Source organism: Hungatella sp. L36, assembly GCF_014288035.1.
The window spans coordinates 298,904-317,695 of the sequence record NZ_JACOPC010000003.1 but is presented as its reverse complement, the minus strand read 5'-3'; the positions used below and the strand labels follow the sequence as shown (position 1 = coordinate 317,695).

16 protein-coding genes and 1 pseudogene are annotated in these 18,792 nt (G+C 51.0%); all 17 read right to left on the bottom strand.

The genetic code is table 11. The features are described 5' to 3' along the window. Positions 1-85 precede the first annotated feature (85 nt). Complete coding sequence (locus H8S80_RS10340) at positions 86-1,186, bottom strand: DUF362 domain-containing protein (RefSeq protein ID WP_117630730.1); 1,101 nt, start codon at positions 1,184-1,186, stop codon at positions 86-88. A 123-nt stretch (positions 1,187-1,309) separates the two neighbouring features. After that, positions 1,310-1,801: a hypothetical protein gene (locus H8S80_RS10335; RefSeq protein WP_117630729.1), complete on the bottom strand. Its 492-nt coding sequence runs from the start codon at positions 1,799-1,801 to the stop codon at positions 1,310-1,312. Between the two features lie 128 nt (positions 1,802-1,929). Then, positions 1,930-3,360, bottom strand: a complete 1,431-nt coding sequence (dgt, locus tag H8S80_RS10330) for a dGTP triphosphohydrolase (protein ID WP_117630800.1) — start codon at positions 3,358-3,360, stop codon at positions 1,930-1,932. Between the two features lie 87 nt (positions 3,361-3,447). Continuing rightward, positions 3,448-4,221 carry a hypothetical protein gene (locus H8S80_RS10325; RefSeq protein ID WP_117630728.1) on the bottom strand — a complete coding sequence of 258 codons (774 nt, stop codon included), beginning with the start codon at positions 4,219-4,221 and terminating at the stop codon, positions 3,448-3,450. Positions 4,222-4,451: 230 nt separating this feature from the next. Continuing rightward, on the bottom strand, positions 4,452-5,720 hold the full coding sequence (locus tag H8S80_RS10320) for a sensor histidine kinase (protein WP_117630727.1): 1,269 nt from the start codon (positions 5,718-5,720) through the stop codon (positions 4,452-4,454). Continuing rightward, a complete protein-coding gene (locus tag H8S80_RS10315; RefSeq protein WP_117630726.1) occupies positions 5,720-6,433 on the bottom strand; it encodes a LytR/AlgR family response regulator transcription factor in 714 nt (237 codons plus the stop codon). The genes H8S80_RS10320 and H8S80_RS10315 overlap by 1 nt, the downstream gene beginning before the upstream one ends. A 728-nt stretch (positions 6,434-7,161) precedes the next feature. Next, positions 7,162-7,554 (bottom strand): 30S ribosomal protein S9, encoded by a 393-nt coding sequence (gene rpsI, locus H8S80_RS10310; protein WP_117630725.1) that lies wholly within the window; start codon positions 7,552-7,554, stop codon positions 7,162-7,164. Positions 7,555-7,581: 27 nt separating this feature from the next. Next, positions 7,582-8,016, bottom strand: a complete 435-nt coding sequence (gene rplM, locus H8S80_RS10305) for a 50S ribosomal protein L13 (protein ID WP_002604666.1) — start codon at positions 8,014-8,016, stop codon at positions 7,582-7,584. A gap of 206 nt (positions 8,017-8,222) precedes the next feature. Continuing rightward, entirely contained in the window at positions 8,223-10,223 is a 2,001-nt protein-coding gene (locus H8S80_RS10300; protein WP_117630724.1) for a KUP/HAK/KT family potassium transporter, read from the bottom strand. A gap of 504 nt (positions 10,224-10,727) precedes the next feature. Continuing rightward, positions 10,728-11,462 (bottom strand): annotated as a pseudogene (gene truA / locus H8S80_RS10295) (tRNA pseudouridine(38-40) synthase TruA); the annotation flags it as partial. A 16-nt stretch (positions 11,463-11,478) separates the two neighbouring features. Continuing rightward, on the bottom strand, positions 11,479-12,279 hold the full coding sequence (locus tag H8S80_RS10290; protein WP_002604669.1) for an energy-coupling factor transporter transmembrane component T family protein: 801 nt from the start codon (positions 12,277-12,279) through the stop codon (positions 11,479-11,481). Beyond that, positions 12,273-13,172, bottom strand: coding sequence for an energy-coupling factor transporter ATPase (locus H8S80_RS10285; protein ID WP_025532236.1), 900 nt, complete (start codon positions 13,170-13,172; stop codon positions 12,273-12,275). The genes H8S80_RS10290 and H8S80_RS10285 overlap by 7 nt, the downstream gene beginning before the upstream one ends. Next, a complete protein-coding gene (locus H8S80_RS10280; RefSeq protein ID WP_002604671.1) occupies positions 13,162-14,067 on the bottom strand; it encodes an energy-coupling factor transporter ATPase in 906 nt (301 codons plus the stop codon). The genes H8S80_RS10285 and H8S80_RS10280 overlap by 11 nt, the downstream gene beginning before the upstream one ends. Positions 14,068-14,255: 188 nt before the next feature. Further along, positions 14,256-15,275: an N-acetylmuramoyl-L-alanine amidase family protein gene (locus H8S80_RS10275; protein WP_181987875.1), complete on the bottom strand. Its 1,020-nt coding sequence runs from the start codon at positions 15,273-15,275 to the stop codon at positions 14,256-14,258. 27 nt (positions 15,276-15,302) lie between these two features. Continuing rightward, positions 15,303-16,535 (bottom strand): cell wall-binding repeat-containing protein, encoded by a 1,233-nt coding sequence (locus H8S80_RS10270; RefSeq protein WP_002604673.1) that lies wholly within the window; start codon positions 16,533-16,535, stop codon positions 15,303-15,305. Between the two features lie 185 nt (positions 16,536-16,720). After that, positions 16,721-17,788: a 5'-3' exonuclease gene (locus H8S80_RS10265; protein ID WP_002604674.1), complete on the bottom strand. Its 1,068-nt coding sequence runs from the start codon at positions 17,786-17,788 to the stop codon at positions 16,721-16,723. A gap of 255 nt (positions 17,789-18,043) precedes the next feature. Then, positions 18,044-18,538, bottom strand: a complete 495-nt coding sequence (locus H8S80_RS10260; protein ID WP_117630721.1) for a macro domain-containing protein — start codon at positions 18,536-18,538, stop codon at positions 18,044-18,046. Positions 18,539-18,792 lie beyond the last annotated feature (254 nt).

The window sequence follows — 18,792 nt, the reverse complement described above, 5'->3', positions numbered from 1 at the left end:
CACTGTTCTGCTCATTGCCATCGTCCTATCTACTGCCTTTTCCGCTCTTCCCCCCCCCTCAAACCGCCTCATGCACTTACGTTCCCTATTTCCGAACCCAATGTTCCTCCAGAAACTTCACCATATCCACCGCCTTCGGAGGACACCCGCCGAGAGAGTGCTCGTACAGCTCCGTACACCGTCCGATCCCCGTCTTTCCTGTTTTTCCCCTGCATCCCTGGCCGATCGAGACAGGGCCATCCCCTTTCGAGAGCAGTCCCCGGTCATTCAGCCGGTCCAGCGCATAGATCAGGGATCCATAACAGGCGCTGCACGCATCCTCCGGTTCCACATATCCAGCCAGCCTTTTCACCCGTCCGGTCATGGTAAATTTCGCTGTTCCCGCTGTATCTTCGTTCAGGAAGACGACATTGGCGCTCCCTGTATCGCTGCTTCCGACTCCCAGTCTCTCTGCCAGCCCAATATACGGCACCTCCTCCGTCCGGTACCCCATACTGCCGCAGACCCAGGCATCGCACAGCACAGGATCCAGAAATCCCAGAATCCGGTTCATCACCACCGGATTCCCGCCTTCCTCGAAATCTAAATCCCCGCAAATGTTATCCACCAGAATAAAATCATTTCTCGCTATCGTATTCAGGTGCGCTATCGGTTTATGTAAACCCAAAGTATGGAACCGTCTTTTCTCCGAATTGGGAATCACTCCTTTAAGATTCTTTAATGCGCACGTGACCGCAGTCTGGCAATGGCCCTTCAGCACCGGCATGTTAATCATGAAATCTACTTCCGCTGCCGCGTCACAAAGGCTGATCTTCATTCCCGCCGCGTCATACTCCGTAAAAGAATCCCGCTGTAAATCAACCAGAGGCACATCATACCTTTCAGATACCCGGTCATATCCTGCCGCCCGGAATGCCGCCTTCGTGCTGTCCCCCACCCAGGAACCTTCCAGAATGGAAATCCGTCCAAATCCATGTTCCTGCAAATACTCTATGGTCCCCTCCAGCAGCTCCCTGTGTGTGGTGGCCCCGCTCTCCGGCGCCTTCGCCACCGCCAGATTCGGCTTTAAACCGATCTTTTTATCCTTACTTCCAATCATTCCCGCCAGATCCGCCCACTCCAGAAGTTTCTTCGTCATCGCCCGGTATTCTGTACCGTGAATGATACCGATATCGTTCTTCTCCATCTTCCGCCTCCTTCCGGATCATGTACCGCTAATAGAAATATTAACATATTTTAGAAAATAATACCAGAAAAGAGGGCGAAACAGTGATTATCAAATTCCGATAATCGCGTCTCGCCCTCTCCATCACATGAAGGGCTTCTCTAAAATACTCTTAACCGTTCCGTCCTCCACCTCCAGGAAAAACGGCATCCCCGGCCTCGAATTGCGATACGTCTTCAGATAGCTTCGAAACAGTTCCCGGCTGGTGGTGCTGATCAGAAGGTCTTCATATAGATCTGCATCGACAAAGTCTCGTCCCCAGTCAATAAATGTATAGTTGGTCTCCTTCGTCAAATGCAGCGTCTCCTTCGTCTCATCCGGATTATAAATATAGTATCCATCCGGCATATCCCCCTCGGTCAGATCCAGTTCCCGCATCCGTTCCGTGTCTTCATCCGTAATGTATTCGGCAATATCCACCTCGATCGTATCCGTTCCCAGACTAATCACATATGCGCAGTACGATTTCACTTCTGACTCTGACTCGGTTTCTGCTTCTGCTTTCTCCGCGATCCCACAGGCCGTGATCCCCACGGTCAAAACCGCCACAATCCACAACAGAACTGTTTTTCTCATTGGATATCCCCCTTCCTGTCCGTTCTTTACCCTCATTATACATCACGATACCGGTTGGGGCACCTTACATCTTTCTTACTTCTGAATTACCTTTTCAATCGCCTATAGCTTTAAATCCCGCATCCGCCTCAGGAAAACAACTCCCGGTACAGCCGTCTGGCATAATTATCCGTCATCCCGCTGATATAATCCGTTACCATCAGAATTCTGAGATACAGCCTCTCCTCTTCGCCCTTTCCCGCCGCCTGTGCGTGGTACATGGATTTATAAAAGTCCGACACCGTATCCATAATCCGCCGTTCGATAAATGTCATTGCCTCGCCGGTATCATATTTGACTGCCGCCGGCATAAACTGGCCCATCAGGGAATCGATGACTCTGCGCCCGAACAGCTCCGCCTTTATTTTCACAGGGCTGGTATAGACCACCTCCTCGCAGAGCCTGGAGATGGCCTCCACCAGGCACCCGGACGGCGTCCCCGACAGCAGGTCTCCCTCAAGGGTGCCGTTCATTATCGCATCATAGTTTTTCTCAAACGAACTGGCCGCGTCCCCGATCATCATCTCCTGTACGTACCGGTTCCAACGCTGGATGGCTGTCAGCTCCGGCTTCGGGTTCCTGACCACAGCGCCTCCCATTTTCCGGTCACCGTGTGCAATTTCCTCTTCATACATCTGCTTCAGAAGAAGAACTGCCTCCGTCATCTCCCCTCTCCCGTCTCCCATTATGCCGTCTCCGGTCGCATACTCCTCCAGCACGGCGGCAATCTGGGAAAATGTCAAAATCTTCTTTACCATTGCATCCTCCAGATCCGAGGTCCGGTAAGCGATATCGTCCGCCGCTTCCAGGAGATAGGACAGCGGATGGCGCGCCCCGGCAGTCCCGACAGCCTCCTCGACTGCCAGAAAGAGCGGCCGCTCCGCCACATAATATCCGAACTTTCCGTATTGGCTGCTCCCGCTGCCATTCTTCATGGCAAAGGAGGAGACCGGATACTTGATGATGGACGCCAGCACACGGTACGTCAGATTGAACCCCTGCTGCTTCCCGAGATGAGGTGTTTTGGAAAGAAGCCGCAGCGACTGGGCATTGCCCTCAAAACAGTAAAGGTCCGTCACCATCTCACGCTCCAGCACCTCCGTGACGCTGCGTCCGCCCAGCTCCATGTCCTTCAAATAACGCTGAAACCACTCCCGTACCGCATACTCTCCAAAATGGCCGAAGGGCGGATTTCCAATGTCATGCACCAATCCCGCACACAGAAGCGTATCTGAAAATTCTGTTTCCGGGTTTTCTTCAAACCAGGCGTCTATCCGCCTCTCCTTCAGCCGCCGGAATGTCAGCTCTCCCAGCCTCTTCCCGATGGCAGATACCTCCAGAGAGTGCGTAAGACGCGTTCTGACATAATCGTCCGCCTCCAGCGGAAATACCTGTGCCTTGTCCTGGAGCCGCCGAAACAGCGTACTCCTGATAATCGTATCATAATCATTCCGGCCAGATTCTTCCCTGTCTCCCGAATGATAAAAACGTTCCTTTGAAAGCAGTTTCTCCCACTCCATACGGTTCCTTTCCGATGCTCCATCCATCTCCTGCGTTTTAGGAAAAATAGATTTTAGCACAGTACGGTCCATAATTCAAGCGGTATTTTAATCAAAAATCCCTTCCACCCACTGCTCGATCCGGCTGCCGAAGTCCTCTCCCCACTGGTCCATCTTCTTTTCATACTCCGTTTCCAGTTCATCGATACGCTCTTTCACCTCATCCGAAAATTCCCCTGTTCCGAAATTTCCCATAAACGCCTCTATAAATGGGTCTGTGATCTTCATAATCCATCTGTTATTTTCCCGGCATACCGTCACCTCCACATCGGTCGTCACACTTCCCTCCGCCTCATCGAGAAATGGAAGGACTCCGCCTCTGTCGTAATCAGACTCCGCGATCTCCTCAAACAGCTCCTTCAGCCCGGTTCCCCTGCCGCCCGCCATTTTCTCCAGAATATGAACCGTATAATATCCCATGACGTTGGACATATCCGTATTCGTGATGCGCAAGGTAATGACAGACTGGCCGCCCTCTGTCGTCTCCCCGATGATCTCCCAGGACAGATTCTCCACCATCTTCTCCGCAAACGCCTGATTAGACCGCTCTTTCGCCCCCTGCAGGATACCCGGCTGCTGCAGCTCGTTGAACACCCGGTACCTCCTTTCCACCGGTATCCCCAGCCAGTTTCTGTCGGTGCTGACATAATTATCCGTGCAGGCATTAAACGTCCCTAAATCCAGTGCCTGTAAAGCCTCCATGGCCGACTTAACCGCCGCTTCCGGCGTCTCTGCATTGGCAGTACTCCCCTTCCCGCCACAGGCTGCCAGGCAGACACATACCACTGCTGCCATTACAATCCTCATTTTCAGTCCCTTCATTTGCCATCTCTCCTTTCCGTGAAACGTCAGATTCTCTGATCCAGCCGCTTCTCTGATTCGTCCCCCTAATTATAGGAATCTTCGCCTCACAGAACAATAACCAGAGCACAAACAGACGGTGCGGCAGCAAAAAGAGGCGCCTTCCGGCACCTCCTTCTATTTTCCCCTCAACAGGTAACCAGTACTGCGTATCATAAACTTCACAATACTGACTCCACCAATAGCCCCCTTTACTCTGCAGCCGGAATCATCGCAGAAAAACAAAACCAACCGTCCTCACATCGCAGCGCAGAGGTTCCGCCGCTGCGCTCAATCACGCCATTCACATTGAGCAGCCCGATTCCATGCTTGCCCCCATCGTTTTTCGTGGTAACAATTCTTTTTCCGTCAATGATGACAGGCACCGCCACAGGATTTCTGACCGAAAGGATCAGCTCCCCCTCCTCCAGTACCATCTTAAACCGGATCACCCGGTTCTCTTCCAGCTTTTCGCAGGCCTCCACGGCATTGTCCAGCAGATTGACAAGCAGCGTGACTAAGTCCTCCTCACGCATCGTCAGCCCGGACAGATCGTTGACAGACAGAAGCATCGTAATATTTCTTTCCAGCGCGCTCTGATACTTCTGATTTAGCACCACATTGACAACCGCATGGTTCGTGTTTACAAAATCCGCGTCTTTTCGCAGATTTCCATTCAGCGTTTCCACATAATGGAGCGCCTCCTCCCTGCGGTCCTCCAGAAGAAGGCCCTGGATGCAGGTCAACTGATTCTTATAGTCGTGCAGGTCACGCCTCTGCCGTTCATAGTTTTTCTGCATGTTCTGGTACATTTCCATCTGGTTCTGTGTGCATTCCTGGAGCAGTCTCATCTCCTGCACCTGAGCATCCTTCTCCAGAATATTTCCAATAAAATACAGGGCGATCACATTGAGGACGCCAAAACCGGCCACCGCCACCAGCCGCTCCGTATCCCCGCTTCCCATCATCATACTGATTGCCATAATCACGATCATACTGAATATGGGAAAATACCCAAACCTGGCCCACTGCGCCCCAGTAAGGCCGCTGATCTTCTTCCGGTACCGGAAATGAAACACTAACATCAGACACAGCAGAACACTGTAGGACAACTCTTCCTCGATCATCTCAAGTCCACGGTACCCCGGCGGCAGTGCGTATACGGCCGACACGACAATGGCCGTCACGATCCACATGGCCGCGCAGAACAGCACGGAGAGAATCAAACTCTGCACCGCCTTCATCTGAAAGTAAATCCACGAGACCAGCCACAGGACAGCGATCACTCTCACCGGCTGCAGGATATAGGGCGGAATCTCCGTAAATGCGATCACCAGAAATCCCAGCGCAAACGCCGGAACCGCCGTATACTTCACCCATGCTGTGCGCCAGACCCGCACCGGCACGATCGTTTCATAGTAAATGCTGCAGCCAGCCCCCAGCATCAGGCACAACAGGATATTTCGCATCACAATCCCCATTACAGCGCTCCTTTGTATACTGCATACTCTTCTTTCACCGCCTGGAACCGGAGCCGCGGAATGGGCAGCCGTTCCCCGCTGTCAAGCTCAGCCTCATAATTGCTGATCCGCCTCACGTGCTTCATATTTACCAGATAGCTCTTATGGATTCGCAGAAAACCGTATTCCTTCAGCCGCCCTTCGATCTCATCCAGCTTCAAATACACCTGATAGGCGGCTGGCTCCGCCCCCTGATAACAGAAGATGGACTTGTGCTTCCGGCTCTCCACGTAGAGAATCCGATCCGTAAACAGCCTCACATTCCCCTCCACACAGGAAAATTCCACCTGTTCCAGCCGTTTTCTCTTAAGAACCGCACCCATACACTCCGGAAGAGCCGCCTCCAGGGTATCCTTCATGATAAACCGCACCGCGTCCACCTTATATCCCTCCGGCGCATAATGAATAAATGCCGTCACAAACACAATCTCCGTCTCCGAATGAAGGGACCTCATCCAGGCGGCCGTCTCGATCCCGTCCACACGGCTCATATTGATGTCCATGAACACAACGTCATATTTCACGGCGTTTTCCGGCAGGCTCAAGAACTCCTCTCCGGACAGAAATATGGAAAACGTGTACGTTAGCCCACGCTTCTCTAAGTATTCCGTGAGGAGCGACCGGATAGTTTCCCGGTAATATTTTTCATCATCACAAATAGCAATCTGAAGCATAAGACCTCCCGCACTTTCCCGCTGTATCAAAAAATCCCACAGACAAAACCGCCTGCGGGATTTGTATGAACTCGTGATTTGTCTGAATATCTCTTTGAGAACTTCAAACCCACAAAATAGGCTATTGAATTTAATATCATATTATGTTATATTATAGATAGAAAAGGAACAACTGCCCACAAGGGGTTGACCCATAAGTTTAGTTAAAGAACCGCCCTTACTCGCCAAAGTACAAGGGCGGTTTTGCTATGTAGAACTACTTACAAAACGAAAAAACGAATGTAAGTAATGCCAAAAGGAACAGACCAAAAGTCATTATATCCTTAAAATCAAAATGATTTTTCATAAGCATCACCCCCATTCTATAAGAATAGGAGTCAACTCACCCTGCAACACGATTGTCCTTGCGTCCATTTTATCATATGGAGTATCTCACTACAATCTATAAATTGTAGTGATTTTCGATATCCCCTATTCTTTTTGCCCATACATCAAAACGCCGCTAATCAAATTTATTTCTGACAAACCTTTATTGACGCTTGTTGATCTACCACCATACAAGTCTTATCTCAAATACCCCTTTTTGTCTATTATGTGTCCGCTACTTGTCTGTAACGAACATGTTTTCATAACTTTTTAGGCTTTCACATAATTGCTTTAGACATAGAGAAACCCTTGAAAACACTGAGTTTTCAAGGGTTCTGTTAATTTTCTTATAATATTTCTTATTATCTCTTGGAGAACTGTGGAGCACGACGAGCTGACTTTAAGCCGTACTTCTTTCTTTCTTTCATTCTCGGGTCTCTTGTTAAGAAACCAGCTTTCTTGAGGATCGGACGGTAATCAGCGTCTGCCTGAAGAAGAGCTCTGGAGATACCGTGTCTTACAGCACCTGCCTGTCCTGTAAAACCACCACCATGAACGTTAACCAGTACGTCAAACTTATCGTTGGTCTCTGTAGCAACTAACGGCTGACGAACAACAACTTTTAATGTTTCAAGACCGAAGTACTCATCGATGTCTCTCTTATTAACTGTGATCTTACCTGTACCCGGTACTAAATATACTCTGGCGATAGATTTTTTTCTTCTGCCTGTTCCATAAAATTTTGCATTAGCCATGATAACTTCCTCCTTTCAGTACCTTAATTAAAATTTGATTTCTAAAACTTCTGGTTTCTGAGCCGCATTATCATGTTCCGGTCCAGCGTAAACGTGAAGTTTTGTCATCATGCTTCTTCCTAAAGGTCCTTTCGGAAGCATACCCTTAACTGCTAATTCCATAACCTTCTCCGGCTTCTTAGCCATCATTTCTCTTAAGGTTGTTTCCTTCATTCCGCCTACATAATCAGAGTGATTGTAGTAAATCTTCTGGTCTAATTTCTTTCCAGATACGTTCACCTTATCTGCATTTACGATAATTACATAATCGCCGCAATCCATGTGTGGTGTGAAGATCGGTTTATTCTTTCCTCTTAATACTTTAGCTACTTCTGAAGCCAAGCGTCCTAATGTATGTCCTGTAGCGTCAACTACGTACCATTTTCTCTCAATTGTTGCTGGACTAGCCATAAAAGTTTTCATTGGTTAACCTCCTGTTAAATTGCTGTTATTATTCATAACTATATCGTAAAATGCTCACTCCGGGGCTTTGGCTTAAGCATTTTTCGTCTAACGTCACAGTTATACATTATATTACATTCAGCCGGGTGTGTCAACCTCTTTTTCCCATAAAATCAAGGTTTTTTCGATGTTTTTTACAAAATATTGTTTTTCATATTCCCAGTCTCTCATACCCTCGTGAGATGACTTACCGGCTTCATCTGGATAAAGAGCGGAACATACTCGATGATCAGGGACGAATTCTCCAGTCCGTACCACCGGTCCGGTGTGCCTGCGAAATGGCGGATCGCATATTTCAGCGATATCGCCGTCCGTTTAAAGGGACCGATATCGCTTTCCGGAACCAGAAGCTTTCGGATCATACAGAACTTAAAGGTCCCCACGACGCCCGGCTCATAGATGGAATACCGGCGCTTCTGAGACGGCAGCTCCCCGCTCTTTACCATCTCGTCCACGATCTGCCTCAAGTAGACATTCACCCGCTGATTTTCCCGAAAGCCCAGCCTGAGCTGCACACGGAACATGTAATTCGTCCCCATGCTGTCCACGCTGTATTCCCGGGTATAGGGCTCATCCGTGACGGTAATGCCCACAAACCAGTATGCATTGGCACGCTTTGGCTTCTTGTCAAAGATGGAATACAGAATATCTCTGTCCAGCTTATTTTTGTCGCTGTCCTTTGTGATGAAGACCAGATTGTCGGCCAACAGCTCCTGGGAACTGTCATTTTTTAATTTTTCCAGCTGGGGCAGATATTTCCGCAGGGGCAGGAGCACCGCCTGGGAAGACTCAATGCCGGTCCCCTCATGCCATACGACCATGATCCCAAACAGAATCAAAGCCATAAAGAGCGCCACGTATCCCCCATGGCTGAACTTGCTTAAGCTGGATATGAAAAAGCTTCCCTCCAGACCGCCGAAGAAAAACAGGAAAAGGAAAGGCACCACAGCCAGCTTCTTCACCTTCCGCAGATAGAGAAAGAGCAGCACCGTTGTCATCAGCATGGTCAGCGTAATCGCCAGCCCGTAAGCCGCTTCCATATGGGCGCTGGTCTGAAACAGAAGAACCACTCCGGTACAGGCAAACCACAGCACCTGATTCACCAGAGGAATGTAAATCTGCCCTTTTCGCTGGGATGGGTATGTAATCTGCATATGAGGCATTAAATCCAGCCGGCTCGCCTCCGATACCAGCGTAAAGGAACCGGATATAAGCGCCTGGGACGCGATAATCGCAGCGGCCGCGCCGAGGAACACGGCAAAGGGCCGGATTCCTTCCGGCAGCATCTGAAAAAATGGATTCATATCCGGTATCGCCGCCAGCGCCCCATTGGATTTACAGGCCATCAGCCAGGCCCCCTGCCCGAGATAATTGATAATCAGGCAGATCTTAACGAAAGGCCAGCTCAGGAAAATATTGTTCTTTCCCACGTGTCCCATATCCGAGTACAGCGCCTCCGCGCCGGTTGTCGCCAGAAACACGCTGCCTAAGATCATTATCCCGGCATCATTGGCCGGACTGGTCAGGATCTTCACCGCGTAGACCGGATTAAAGGCTTTCAGTACCGCCACATTCCCGCCTATGTTCCCCAGCCCCGCCGCGGCCAGAAACAGAAACCAGACTGCCATGACAGGGCCGAAGGCCCTTCCGATGGAACTGGTGCCCGCTCTCTGGACCAGGAACAGCAGCGCAATAATTGTTATCGTTATAAATATGATCTTATTCTGCCCGTCTCCCAGCAGCTCCCGCATGGAAGAGATGCTTCTCAGACCCTCGATCGCCGTCGTCACCGTCACTGCCGGTGTCATCACGCCATCTGCCAGCAGGGCCGCTCCGCCGATCATGGCCGGAAAGATGAGCCATTTTCCAAAATGCTTTACCAGACTGTACAGGGAGAAGATACCGCCCTCACCGTGGTTATCCGCCTGCATGGCCACCACCACATATTTCATCGTCGTCAGCAGGGTGATGGTCCAGATGACCAGGGACAGCGCGCCTAAGATCAGTTCGTCGCTGACTCCTCCCAATCCCCCGTTGCCGGCCACGATTGACTTCATTACGTACATGGGAGACGTCCCGATATCCCCGTACACCACCCCCATCGTGATCAATACAGCACCGGCACTCGTCGGTATCTCATGTGTCTTTTTTGTTCTGTCCGCCGTCATATCAAAACCTCTTTTTCGGCAGCGCCCTTATCTCCCTGCGCATTCAAAGGCCCGCCGCAGAATATTCATTTGCACGAAAAAAGACGGCTGTATCACAACCGTCCCGGCATTCCTGCCATGGAGATTTTAGCAAGTATATCAAAAACCTCCGCCGTATACAAGTAACAATTCCGTTAAAAATCAGGTCTCCTCCCCGCTCTTTCCCCAGACTCGCATATCGTGGGTCACATACCATCCGCCCTTCTCTTCCGAAGGCAAAAACACGTAATAGCCGTATGCCTTGCCTGTTTCGATCCGCCCAGCGGCTTCCTGATCGTTTACATAAACCGTCTCCGCTCCGTTCCTGACGGCCTGGTGCACCACCCGGAACAGAAGGCGTTCAAACTCCTCCGGGACGCACCGCTCTATGGTGAGAAACGACTGCTTCTCTTTTGCCGTCTTCGTCTGATCCAGAGAATATTTCCACTCCTTATTTTCAGCCGCTATGACAGGACGAAGCTCCGTCTCTTCCTCCAGGCTGATTAGCGTCAGTCCACGGGCCACCGCGGTAGGGCCTGCTGCCGCGCGGTTTCTTGCATCCAGAATCTCCTCCACATGCTCCGGCGGATAGACTCCCAGCCCCACCTTCATCAGCGTCCCCGCGATGATGCGGACCATATTATAGAGGAACCCGCTTCCGCTGACCCGTATCGTAATCATATCGCCCGTCTTCACGACGTCCAGGCTGTAGATGGTACGCACCATGTCCTCCGCCTGGGTCCTCGGTGCGCAGAAGCTGGTAAAATCGTGTTCACCCACCAGATACGCCGCCGCCTGCTTCATCTTCTCTGCATCGAGGGGGAAGTAACAGAAATAGGCGTACAGCCGCAGCGTCGGAACCTCAATCTTCCGGTTCAAAATTCTGTATTCGTACGTCTTTACGCAGTTGCATTTTCTGGGATGCCACGTTAAGGGAACCTCCTCCGATGCAAGGACCCGGATGTCCTCCGGCAGTCTCTGGTTGAGCGCGAAACAGACCTTATCCGCCGGCATCCGGCTCTCCGTGTCGAACACAGCCACATTACCATCGGAGTGGACGCCGGAATCCGTCCGGCTGGCCCCGATTACCGCCACCTTCTCGTGAAACAGGGCGGTCAGCGCCTCGTTTAAGACTTCTTCTATGGTCCGCCCGTTGTTCTGTATCTGCCATCCGCAGTAATTTGTGCCGTCGTAGGCCACTATTAGCTTAATCCGTTTCATCTTCTCAAAAACCGCCTTATATCAGGATTCTTAAAACAACTATCACGGCCAGGTAAAAGACGTAAACCAGATACGTCACACCATCCCGCTTTGCATAGTGAAGCGGCTTCATCTTCGTTCTTCCCTCGCCGCCGCGGTAGCATCTCGCCTCCATGGCCATAGCCAGATCCGTAGCCCGCCGGAACGCGGAGATAAACAGAGGCACGAGGAGCGGAATCATGTTCTTCGCTCTCTGAATGATATTTCCGCTTTCAAAATCAGCGCCTCTCGCCATCTGCGCCTTCATGATCTTATCCGTTTCCTCTACCAGAATCGGAATAAAACGAAGTGCGATGGACATCATCATGGATACCTCATGTACCGGCAGTCCTATCTTCTTTAAAAATCCAAGGCTCTTTTCCAGTCCGTCTGTCAGCTCATTAGGCGTGGTCGTCAGCGTCATAACCGATGAGCCCACCACCAGATAGATCAGCCTGACTCCCATGAATCCGGCCGTCATTAATCCCTCCTTCGTCACCTTTAAAAACCACAGCTTAAAGACCACTTCACCCGGGGTCAGAAATAAGTTAAAGCTGACACTGATTAAGAGCAGGAAGATGATGGCCTTAAGTCCCCGCACCATGAACTTAAACGGAACGTGGCTCAGTCTGATCGCCATGGCCAGAAAAAGCGTGGCCACCAGATAAGCCCAGATGCTGTCTGCGACAAACAGGGAAATAATAAATACCATGGTTCCGAACAGCTTTGTCCTCGGGTCCATCCGGTGAAGTACGGAATCCACCGGATAATACTGCCCCAGTGTAATATCTCTTAACATAATGTCTCCTGTCCGCGGCTTCCGTCACCGCAGGCCGCCTGTCCTTCCTTTTTTAACAGCGCAAGGATCTCGTCTCTCGCTTCCTCCACCGTCGTAATATTATTGTCAATGGGAACTCCATGATCCCGCAGCGTATGCACCACATAGGTGATCTGCGGGGCGGCCAGACCGATGGCCTCCAGTTCCCTGTAATGCTTAAATACTTCCTTCGGCGTGTCGTCGAACACCTTCTCCCCGTGGTTCATCACGAGAATACGGTCCACGTATTTTGCGATGTCCTCCATGCTGTGGGACACCAGGATGATCGTCATCTTTTTCTCATGATGAAGACGTTCAATCTGATCCAGGATCTCATCGCGTCCCCTCGGATCCAGTCCCGCCGTAGGCTCGTCCAGAATCAGCACCTCCGGCTCCATGGCCAGCACACCGGCAATGGCCACCCGGCGCTTCTGGCCGCCCGACAGCTCAAAGGGCGACTGCTTATAAAAGCTCTCATCGAGTCCTACCATCGTAAGCGCTTCCCTTGCCCGGCTCTGCGTCTCCTCCTTCGACAGGCCCTGGTTCTTTGGCCCGAAGCAGACATCGGTAAACACATCGATCTCAAACAGCTGGTGCTCCGGATACTGAAATACCAGTCCCACACGGCTTCGAAGCGCCCGCATGTCATAGCCGTCGTCATATATATTCTTACCATTATAATAGATCGCACCGTCCGTCGCCCTGATCAGCCCGTTTAAATGCTGGATCAGCGTGGACTTCCCGGAACCGGTATGGCCGATCAGTCCGATAAACTGGCCATCCTGGATCTCCAGATTCACGTCCTTAAGCGCCTGCTGTTCAAACGCGGTGCCCTGTCCGTAAACGTAATTTAAATGTTCTATCTTAATTGCCATTGCATCCTCCATCTCCCAGAGTCACCCTGTCCGGATAACGCTCTGCAAATATGGGAAGCAGATATTTCATCAGCTCCTCCAGCGTCAGAATCCCATCCGGTAAATCCACGCCGTTCTTCTGAAGCTCATAAGCCAGCTCCGTCACCTGCGGCACATCCAGCCGGTAAGACTTGAGCTCTTCCACCCTGGAAAATATCTCCCTGGGCGTTCCGTCCATCACCACCCGTCCGTCGTCCATGACGATAACCCGGTCGGCATGAATGACTTCTTCCATATAATGAGTGATGAGCACTACGGTGATCCCTTCCTGGCGGTTTAACTCATGGACGGTCTTCACCACTTCCCGGCGCCCGTTGGGATCCAGCATGGCGGTAGGCTCGTCCAGAACGATGCACTGGGGTCTCATGGCCATGACACCTGCGATGGCCACCCGCTGCTTCTGTCCACCCGAAAGCTTGTTGGGCGACTTCATGCGGTATGCCGTCATCCCCACCGCCTCCAGGCTCTCGTCAACCCGTTTCCAGATCTCGTCGGTCGGAATCCCCATATTCTCCGGTCCGAATCCCACGTCCTCCTCGACGATATTGCCGATAATCTGGTTATCGGGATTCTGGAATACCATCCCCGTTTTCTTTCGAACCTCCCACAGATTCTCCTCCTTGGAGGTATCCAGCCCCTGGATCCACACCGTCCCATCCGTCGGAAGCAGGATCGCGTCCAGCTGCTTGGCAAAGGTGGACTTTCCGGATCCGTTGTGGCCTAAGACCGCCACAAACTCGCCCTCCTTAATCTCGATGCTGACGTCGTCGATGGCACGGTTTACTTCTTCTATATTCTCTTCTTCATCTCTTCTGATATAATCGAAAATCAGCTTTGATGTCTTTATAATTCCCATGGCTTACCTTTCTGCGATAAACGCGGACAATGTCACGTCATATACTGTCTTTATATGTCACATAATTTTAGATGAAATTTGCTTAACAGTCAAGCCGGATTTCATAATCGGTCCGATTCTTCTTCGTCAGAAGGGAAAAAAGAAAGACATGGCGCCTTTCACCATGTCTTTCCTGAATTACGAATCCCTTACGGCACCCACTGTCCGGACGCATCTACCCGGTACGTACCGTCGACCACTGTGTCCGCAGCCATGCTGCCGTCTTCATACAGGTAATACCATTTCCCAGGCTCTGCCTGAAGCCAGCCCGTAGCCATGTCGCCGCCCGTATTGAAATAGTACCATTTACCGCCGATCTGCTGCCATCCGGTCACCATCTCAGCGCTATCATTCATATAATACCATTTGCTGTTCAGATTCTGCCATCCGGTCAGCGCGTAGCTGTCCTGATTGAAATAGTACCACTTGCCGCTTATCATCTTCCAGCAGTTCGCTGCATAATTTCCGTTCTCATCACGGTACCGTTTGCCGGTCTGTGTGTTGGACCACCGGCCCGATGTGTCTCCCAGCTCCTGAACCACGGAATCATTGGAAACGGTAAACTCACCGTCTTTTAGATACTTCTCCTCGGAGCTGTCCTTCGCAATAGCTCTTACCTCATAGTAATAGCTGTAGCCATCCTGTAAATACTCCAGTAAATCGATGGAGGTGGAACTGGTGGTCAGCGTCTTGATCCACTGATCTTCCCGGTAAAGGCGAAGCTGATACTTCGAAGCGTGAGCAACCTTTTTCCAGGAAGCCTTCGTCTTCGCGGCATCGCTCCATCCGGCAGATTCCGGTGCTCCGAGCTGTGCAACCGGTACGTAGGTGGCCTTGATGGTCGTCTCGCCGTCCAATGCCTTGGCGGAGACCAGTTCGCCGCCGTACACGCTGCAGTTGCTCTTCACATAGTCCCCGGAGATTGTGAAGGTAGCAGTCACCTTCTTTCCAGGAACCCAGTCCTCAGGAGTCTTGCTCCACTCCGGTGATACTTCATCGTAATTGACCGTGACCTTCGGTACCTTGATATCTTCCGTCCATTCACTTCTCGTATCATTATCAAATCGAATCTTAACACTTTTCGCCGCCATAGACGTCATGGCGGTACCGAGCGTCAACACCGCTCCCAGAAGTATCAGCCATCTGCCCTTTCCCTTTATTCCTCGCATTCGTGTCATCTTCCTTTCCTGATGATTTTACTTATGCCACACGCCGTTGCCGTCAACCGGGAAACCATCGATGGTGGTATTCACCGCCTTGGAGCCTTCACCTGGATAGAAGTAGTACCAGCTGCCGTCTACCTCGCGCCAGCCCTCAAGCATTGCGCCGGAGGCGTCCGTGCAGTACCACTTATTGTTGTAGGCGATCCAGCCTGTAAGCATCGCGCCTTCTACACCTGTAGTCGCGGAAGGATTTAAATAATACCACTTGTTGTTCGATACGACCCAGCCGGTTACCATAGCTCCCTGGTCGTTCATATAGTACCATAAATTATTTCTCTGCTGCCATCCGGTGAGCATCGCACCGTTGGAATCAAATAAATACCATTTCTCGTTGATCTTGGCCCAGTTGTTCTTCTGGTAAGTTCCGTCCGGATACTTGAAATACCAGTTATTGCCGTCCTTGATCCAGCCAACCTGACCGGTGGTTCCTGGTGTTCCGCTTTCCTGTCCCGAACCGTCAGACACCTTCTCCTCCGGCAGATAAACCTCGTCGGATTCCGTCCAGTCGCTCTTCTTTCCGTACTTCTTCTCACTCTCAGTATATGGAACCGTGCGCACCTTAAAGGAATAGGTGCCGGCCTTCGTCATGTAAGGATAGAAGTTATAGGACGTAGCCTTAAGCCCCTCAACCTTCTTCACAACCGTACTTCCTCGGTATAAATAGACGTCATAGGCGTCAGACGCGTTGTCAACCTTATTCCAGCGGGCGCCGCCGTAGCCGGAATCCTTCCAGTAGGCATCATCCGGGGAGCTGTACGTACCCTTGATCGGTTTGAACTTGAATGTCACGTATAAGGTGTCGCTGCCGGAACGGCTGGCCGACACATAGGTTCCGCCCTTCACCGTCACGTTGCTGGACTGATAGCCGCCTTTAAACGCATACTCGTCAGAATCGGTGGCATGCAGCTCCACTTTCATCTTAGGCTCATATCCGATCGTCATCTCTTTCGACTCAGAGGTAATCCACTCTACGCTGCTGACCTCGTATCTGCTGTTGTTTGTATATACATAGTTGCCCTTGGAATTTTCCTTAAGTTCAAAGGCCGTCTCCTCCGGAAGATTCTCTCCGGATTCCAATTCCTCAAGCCCCGCATAGATCGTTACCGATGATATCGTCTTCGACGCAGCAAATGACTGAAATGGTATACTCACGCCCAGCACACTCACAATTGCGGTCAAAGCCAATAGTTTCCCAAACCGTTTCATAAAAATACCTCCCACTCTTTATAATCAATCCTCATTTTCCTTTTTCTACTATTATTATAGCCCCTGAGGTAATTCACCGTCAACTTACGATATTCTTTCTTTATTCTTGCGTTTGGGAAAAATTGAGTAATTAATTTGCAAGAATGGCAATTTTTACCAGAATTTCTTGCTGGAGCTGAGATGGCTCAGCCGAATACAGAGGTTTCCTTGATATCCAGTTTCTTACACCATTTGCGGAGAACCTTCTCCTTGTACTGTTCCACGGAAAAATCAGCGAGTTCCAGATCCAGCGGAATATCCGTCTTAATGGTAGCCAGACGCTTCGACAGCACGGCCGCGGCTTCCCCGCACAGTTCGCCGTCCTCCCCTGTCTTCGTCAGCGCTTTGTAGGGAGTTCTGGAGATCCCCAGCTTCTCCTTCCAAAAATCCTGGAGCTCCTTTAGCTGCTTTTTGTCCGTCTCTGCGTCATGGATCGCCTCATACATCGCCTCCACGGTACCATACTCAGCCAGGAGAGGCGGCACCGCGCTGCTCACACCTTTTACTCCCGGAATATTATCGGAGGTGTCACCCTGAATTCCTTTTAAATCGGTGATCTGCTCCGGCCACACGCCTTCCTCGGCAAACACATGCTCCGAGGTAAACTCAAACGTCTTCTCCGGAAGGTTCACGTCTTTTTTCGTCAGGCCGTAAGGGCCGTAGTATTTTTCGTACAGTTCGTCTGCCTTCTCCTGCTTTGCCTGCACCATCCAGGCCCTGACGTTGTATTCGTCATTGACCAGCTGCAGGTAATCGTGGTCCTTCGTCATGACCACCACAGGCAGCTGGCTGCGAAACTTCATAACCAGGGACCCCGCATAATCGTCAGCCTCGTAATCGTCGCTGTAGAGCACCTTGAATCCGGCTTCCTGAAGGATTGACTCGATCAGGACAAACTGCTGCTTCAGAGGCTCGGGAGTCGCCCCCCTCGTCCCCTTATATTCCGCGTACAGTTCCCGCCGGAACGTGTCCCTCGTCTTGTCAAACACAAAGGCGATATATCCGGGTTCCTGTTTCCTGATGAGAGATGCAACGGTCTTCAGCATGCCGAAGATCGCATTGGTGTATGTTCCGTCCGCAGCGTGCAGGATCTTTCCGTAGTGCTTCTGCTTTTCCTCTTCGGTTTTGGCGAACATGATTTCCCGCGGAAGCACGGCGTAGTAACAGGTGGACAGCATGGAAGAACCATCCACGATCACAAATTTATTTTTCATCCAATATCCTTTCTGATGCTGTAGATTTCCCCGGTTGGTGATGTGGGGAACAGGGAAGTTATTTTTTTACCAGAGGCCGGGCAGAAGGGGCGTTTTAACGGCTGTAGCGGGCCGTATGGCGGGGAGAATGCGGGGCAGGCATAAAGTATGCCTGCGTGGCGGAAACGCCTTCTGTGGCCGGTATATGGTGGTTTATGGTGGTTTTGGTGGTTTATAGTGGTTTAGGTGGTTTATGGGGAGTATGTATCGATATTTTTATTTTCCGTCGTATTTCCAGATCTGTACTTCTCCTGGGTAATCTTCAAATACCCGCTTGATGATGGATTCTACAATCTGCCAGTCGCCGCCTGCAAAGCCGCAGCCGATTCCCTGCGGGAATGCGGCTGTCTCGTTTCTGCCGCGTACCGCCAGAAACTCGCGGATCTCTTCCATGGCTTTTTCTAAAGCCTCGTAATCAGTGTAGACTCCGCCTTTTCCATAGTCGTCCTGGCCGTAGAGGTTCGCAATCAGGAACCAGCGGCCGTCTTTCTCTACCGGCTGGGCCGATACCCGCCCCAACAGCGCCGACGTCTTACCTCGCGCTTCTTCTGTCCACTGCTTTGTCAGAATTTTATAGGACTTTTCTACCTCCGGAAATAACTTCTTTACCTGGCCCGCCATTCCACGACCAAACGCCCCCTGGCAGTTTACCTGGTGGCAGATGATGTCCGCATTGGAGTTGAATATGTCGCCTTCGTAGTATTTTATCATTGTAACCGCCCTCTTTCTTTTTTCAATTGCTCTTTGTCGTTCTTCTGTATCATAACACATTTGGGGGGATGGGGGAATATGTTGGGGGGAGAAAAATGTGGGGGGAGGAGGAGGGGAGGATTGGGACGACTCGCTTGCGCATCGTTGGGAGATTCGTTAGTCGTTCTCGGCCGGTACCCCGCAGTGCACACCTCACTTCCGCTGCGCTCCAGTTCGGTGTGGGGCGTTCGCCCTACAAAAAAAGTCAAGAGAAG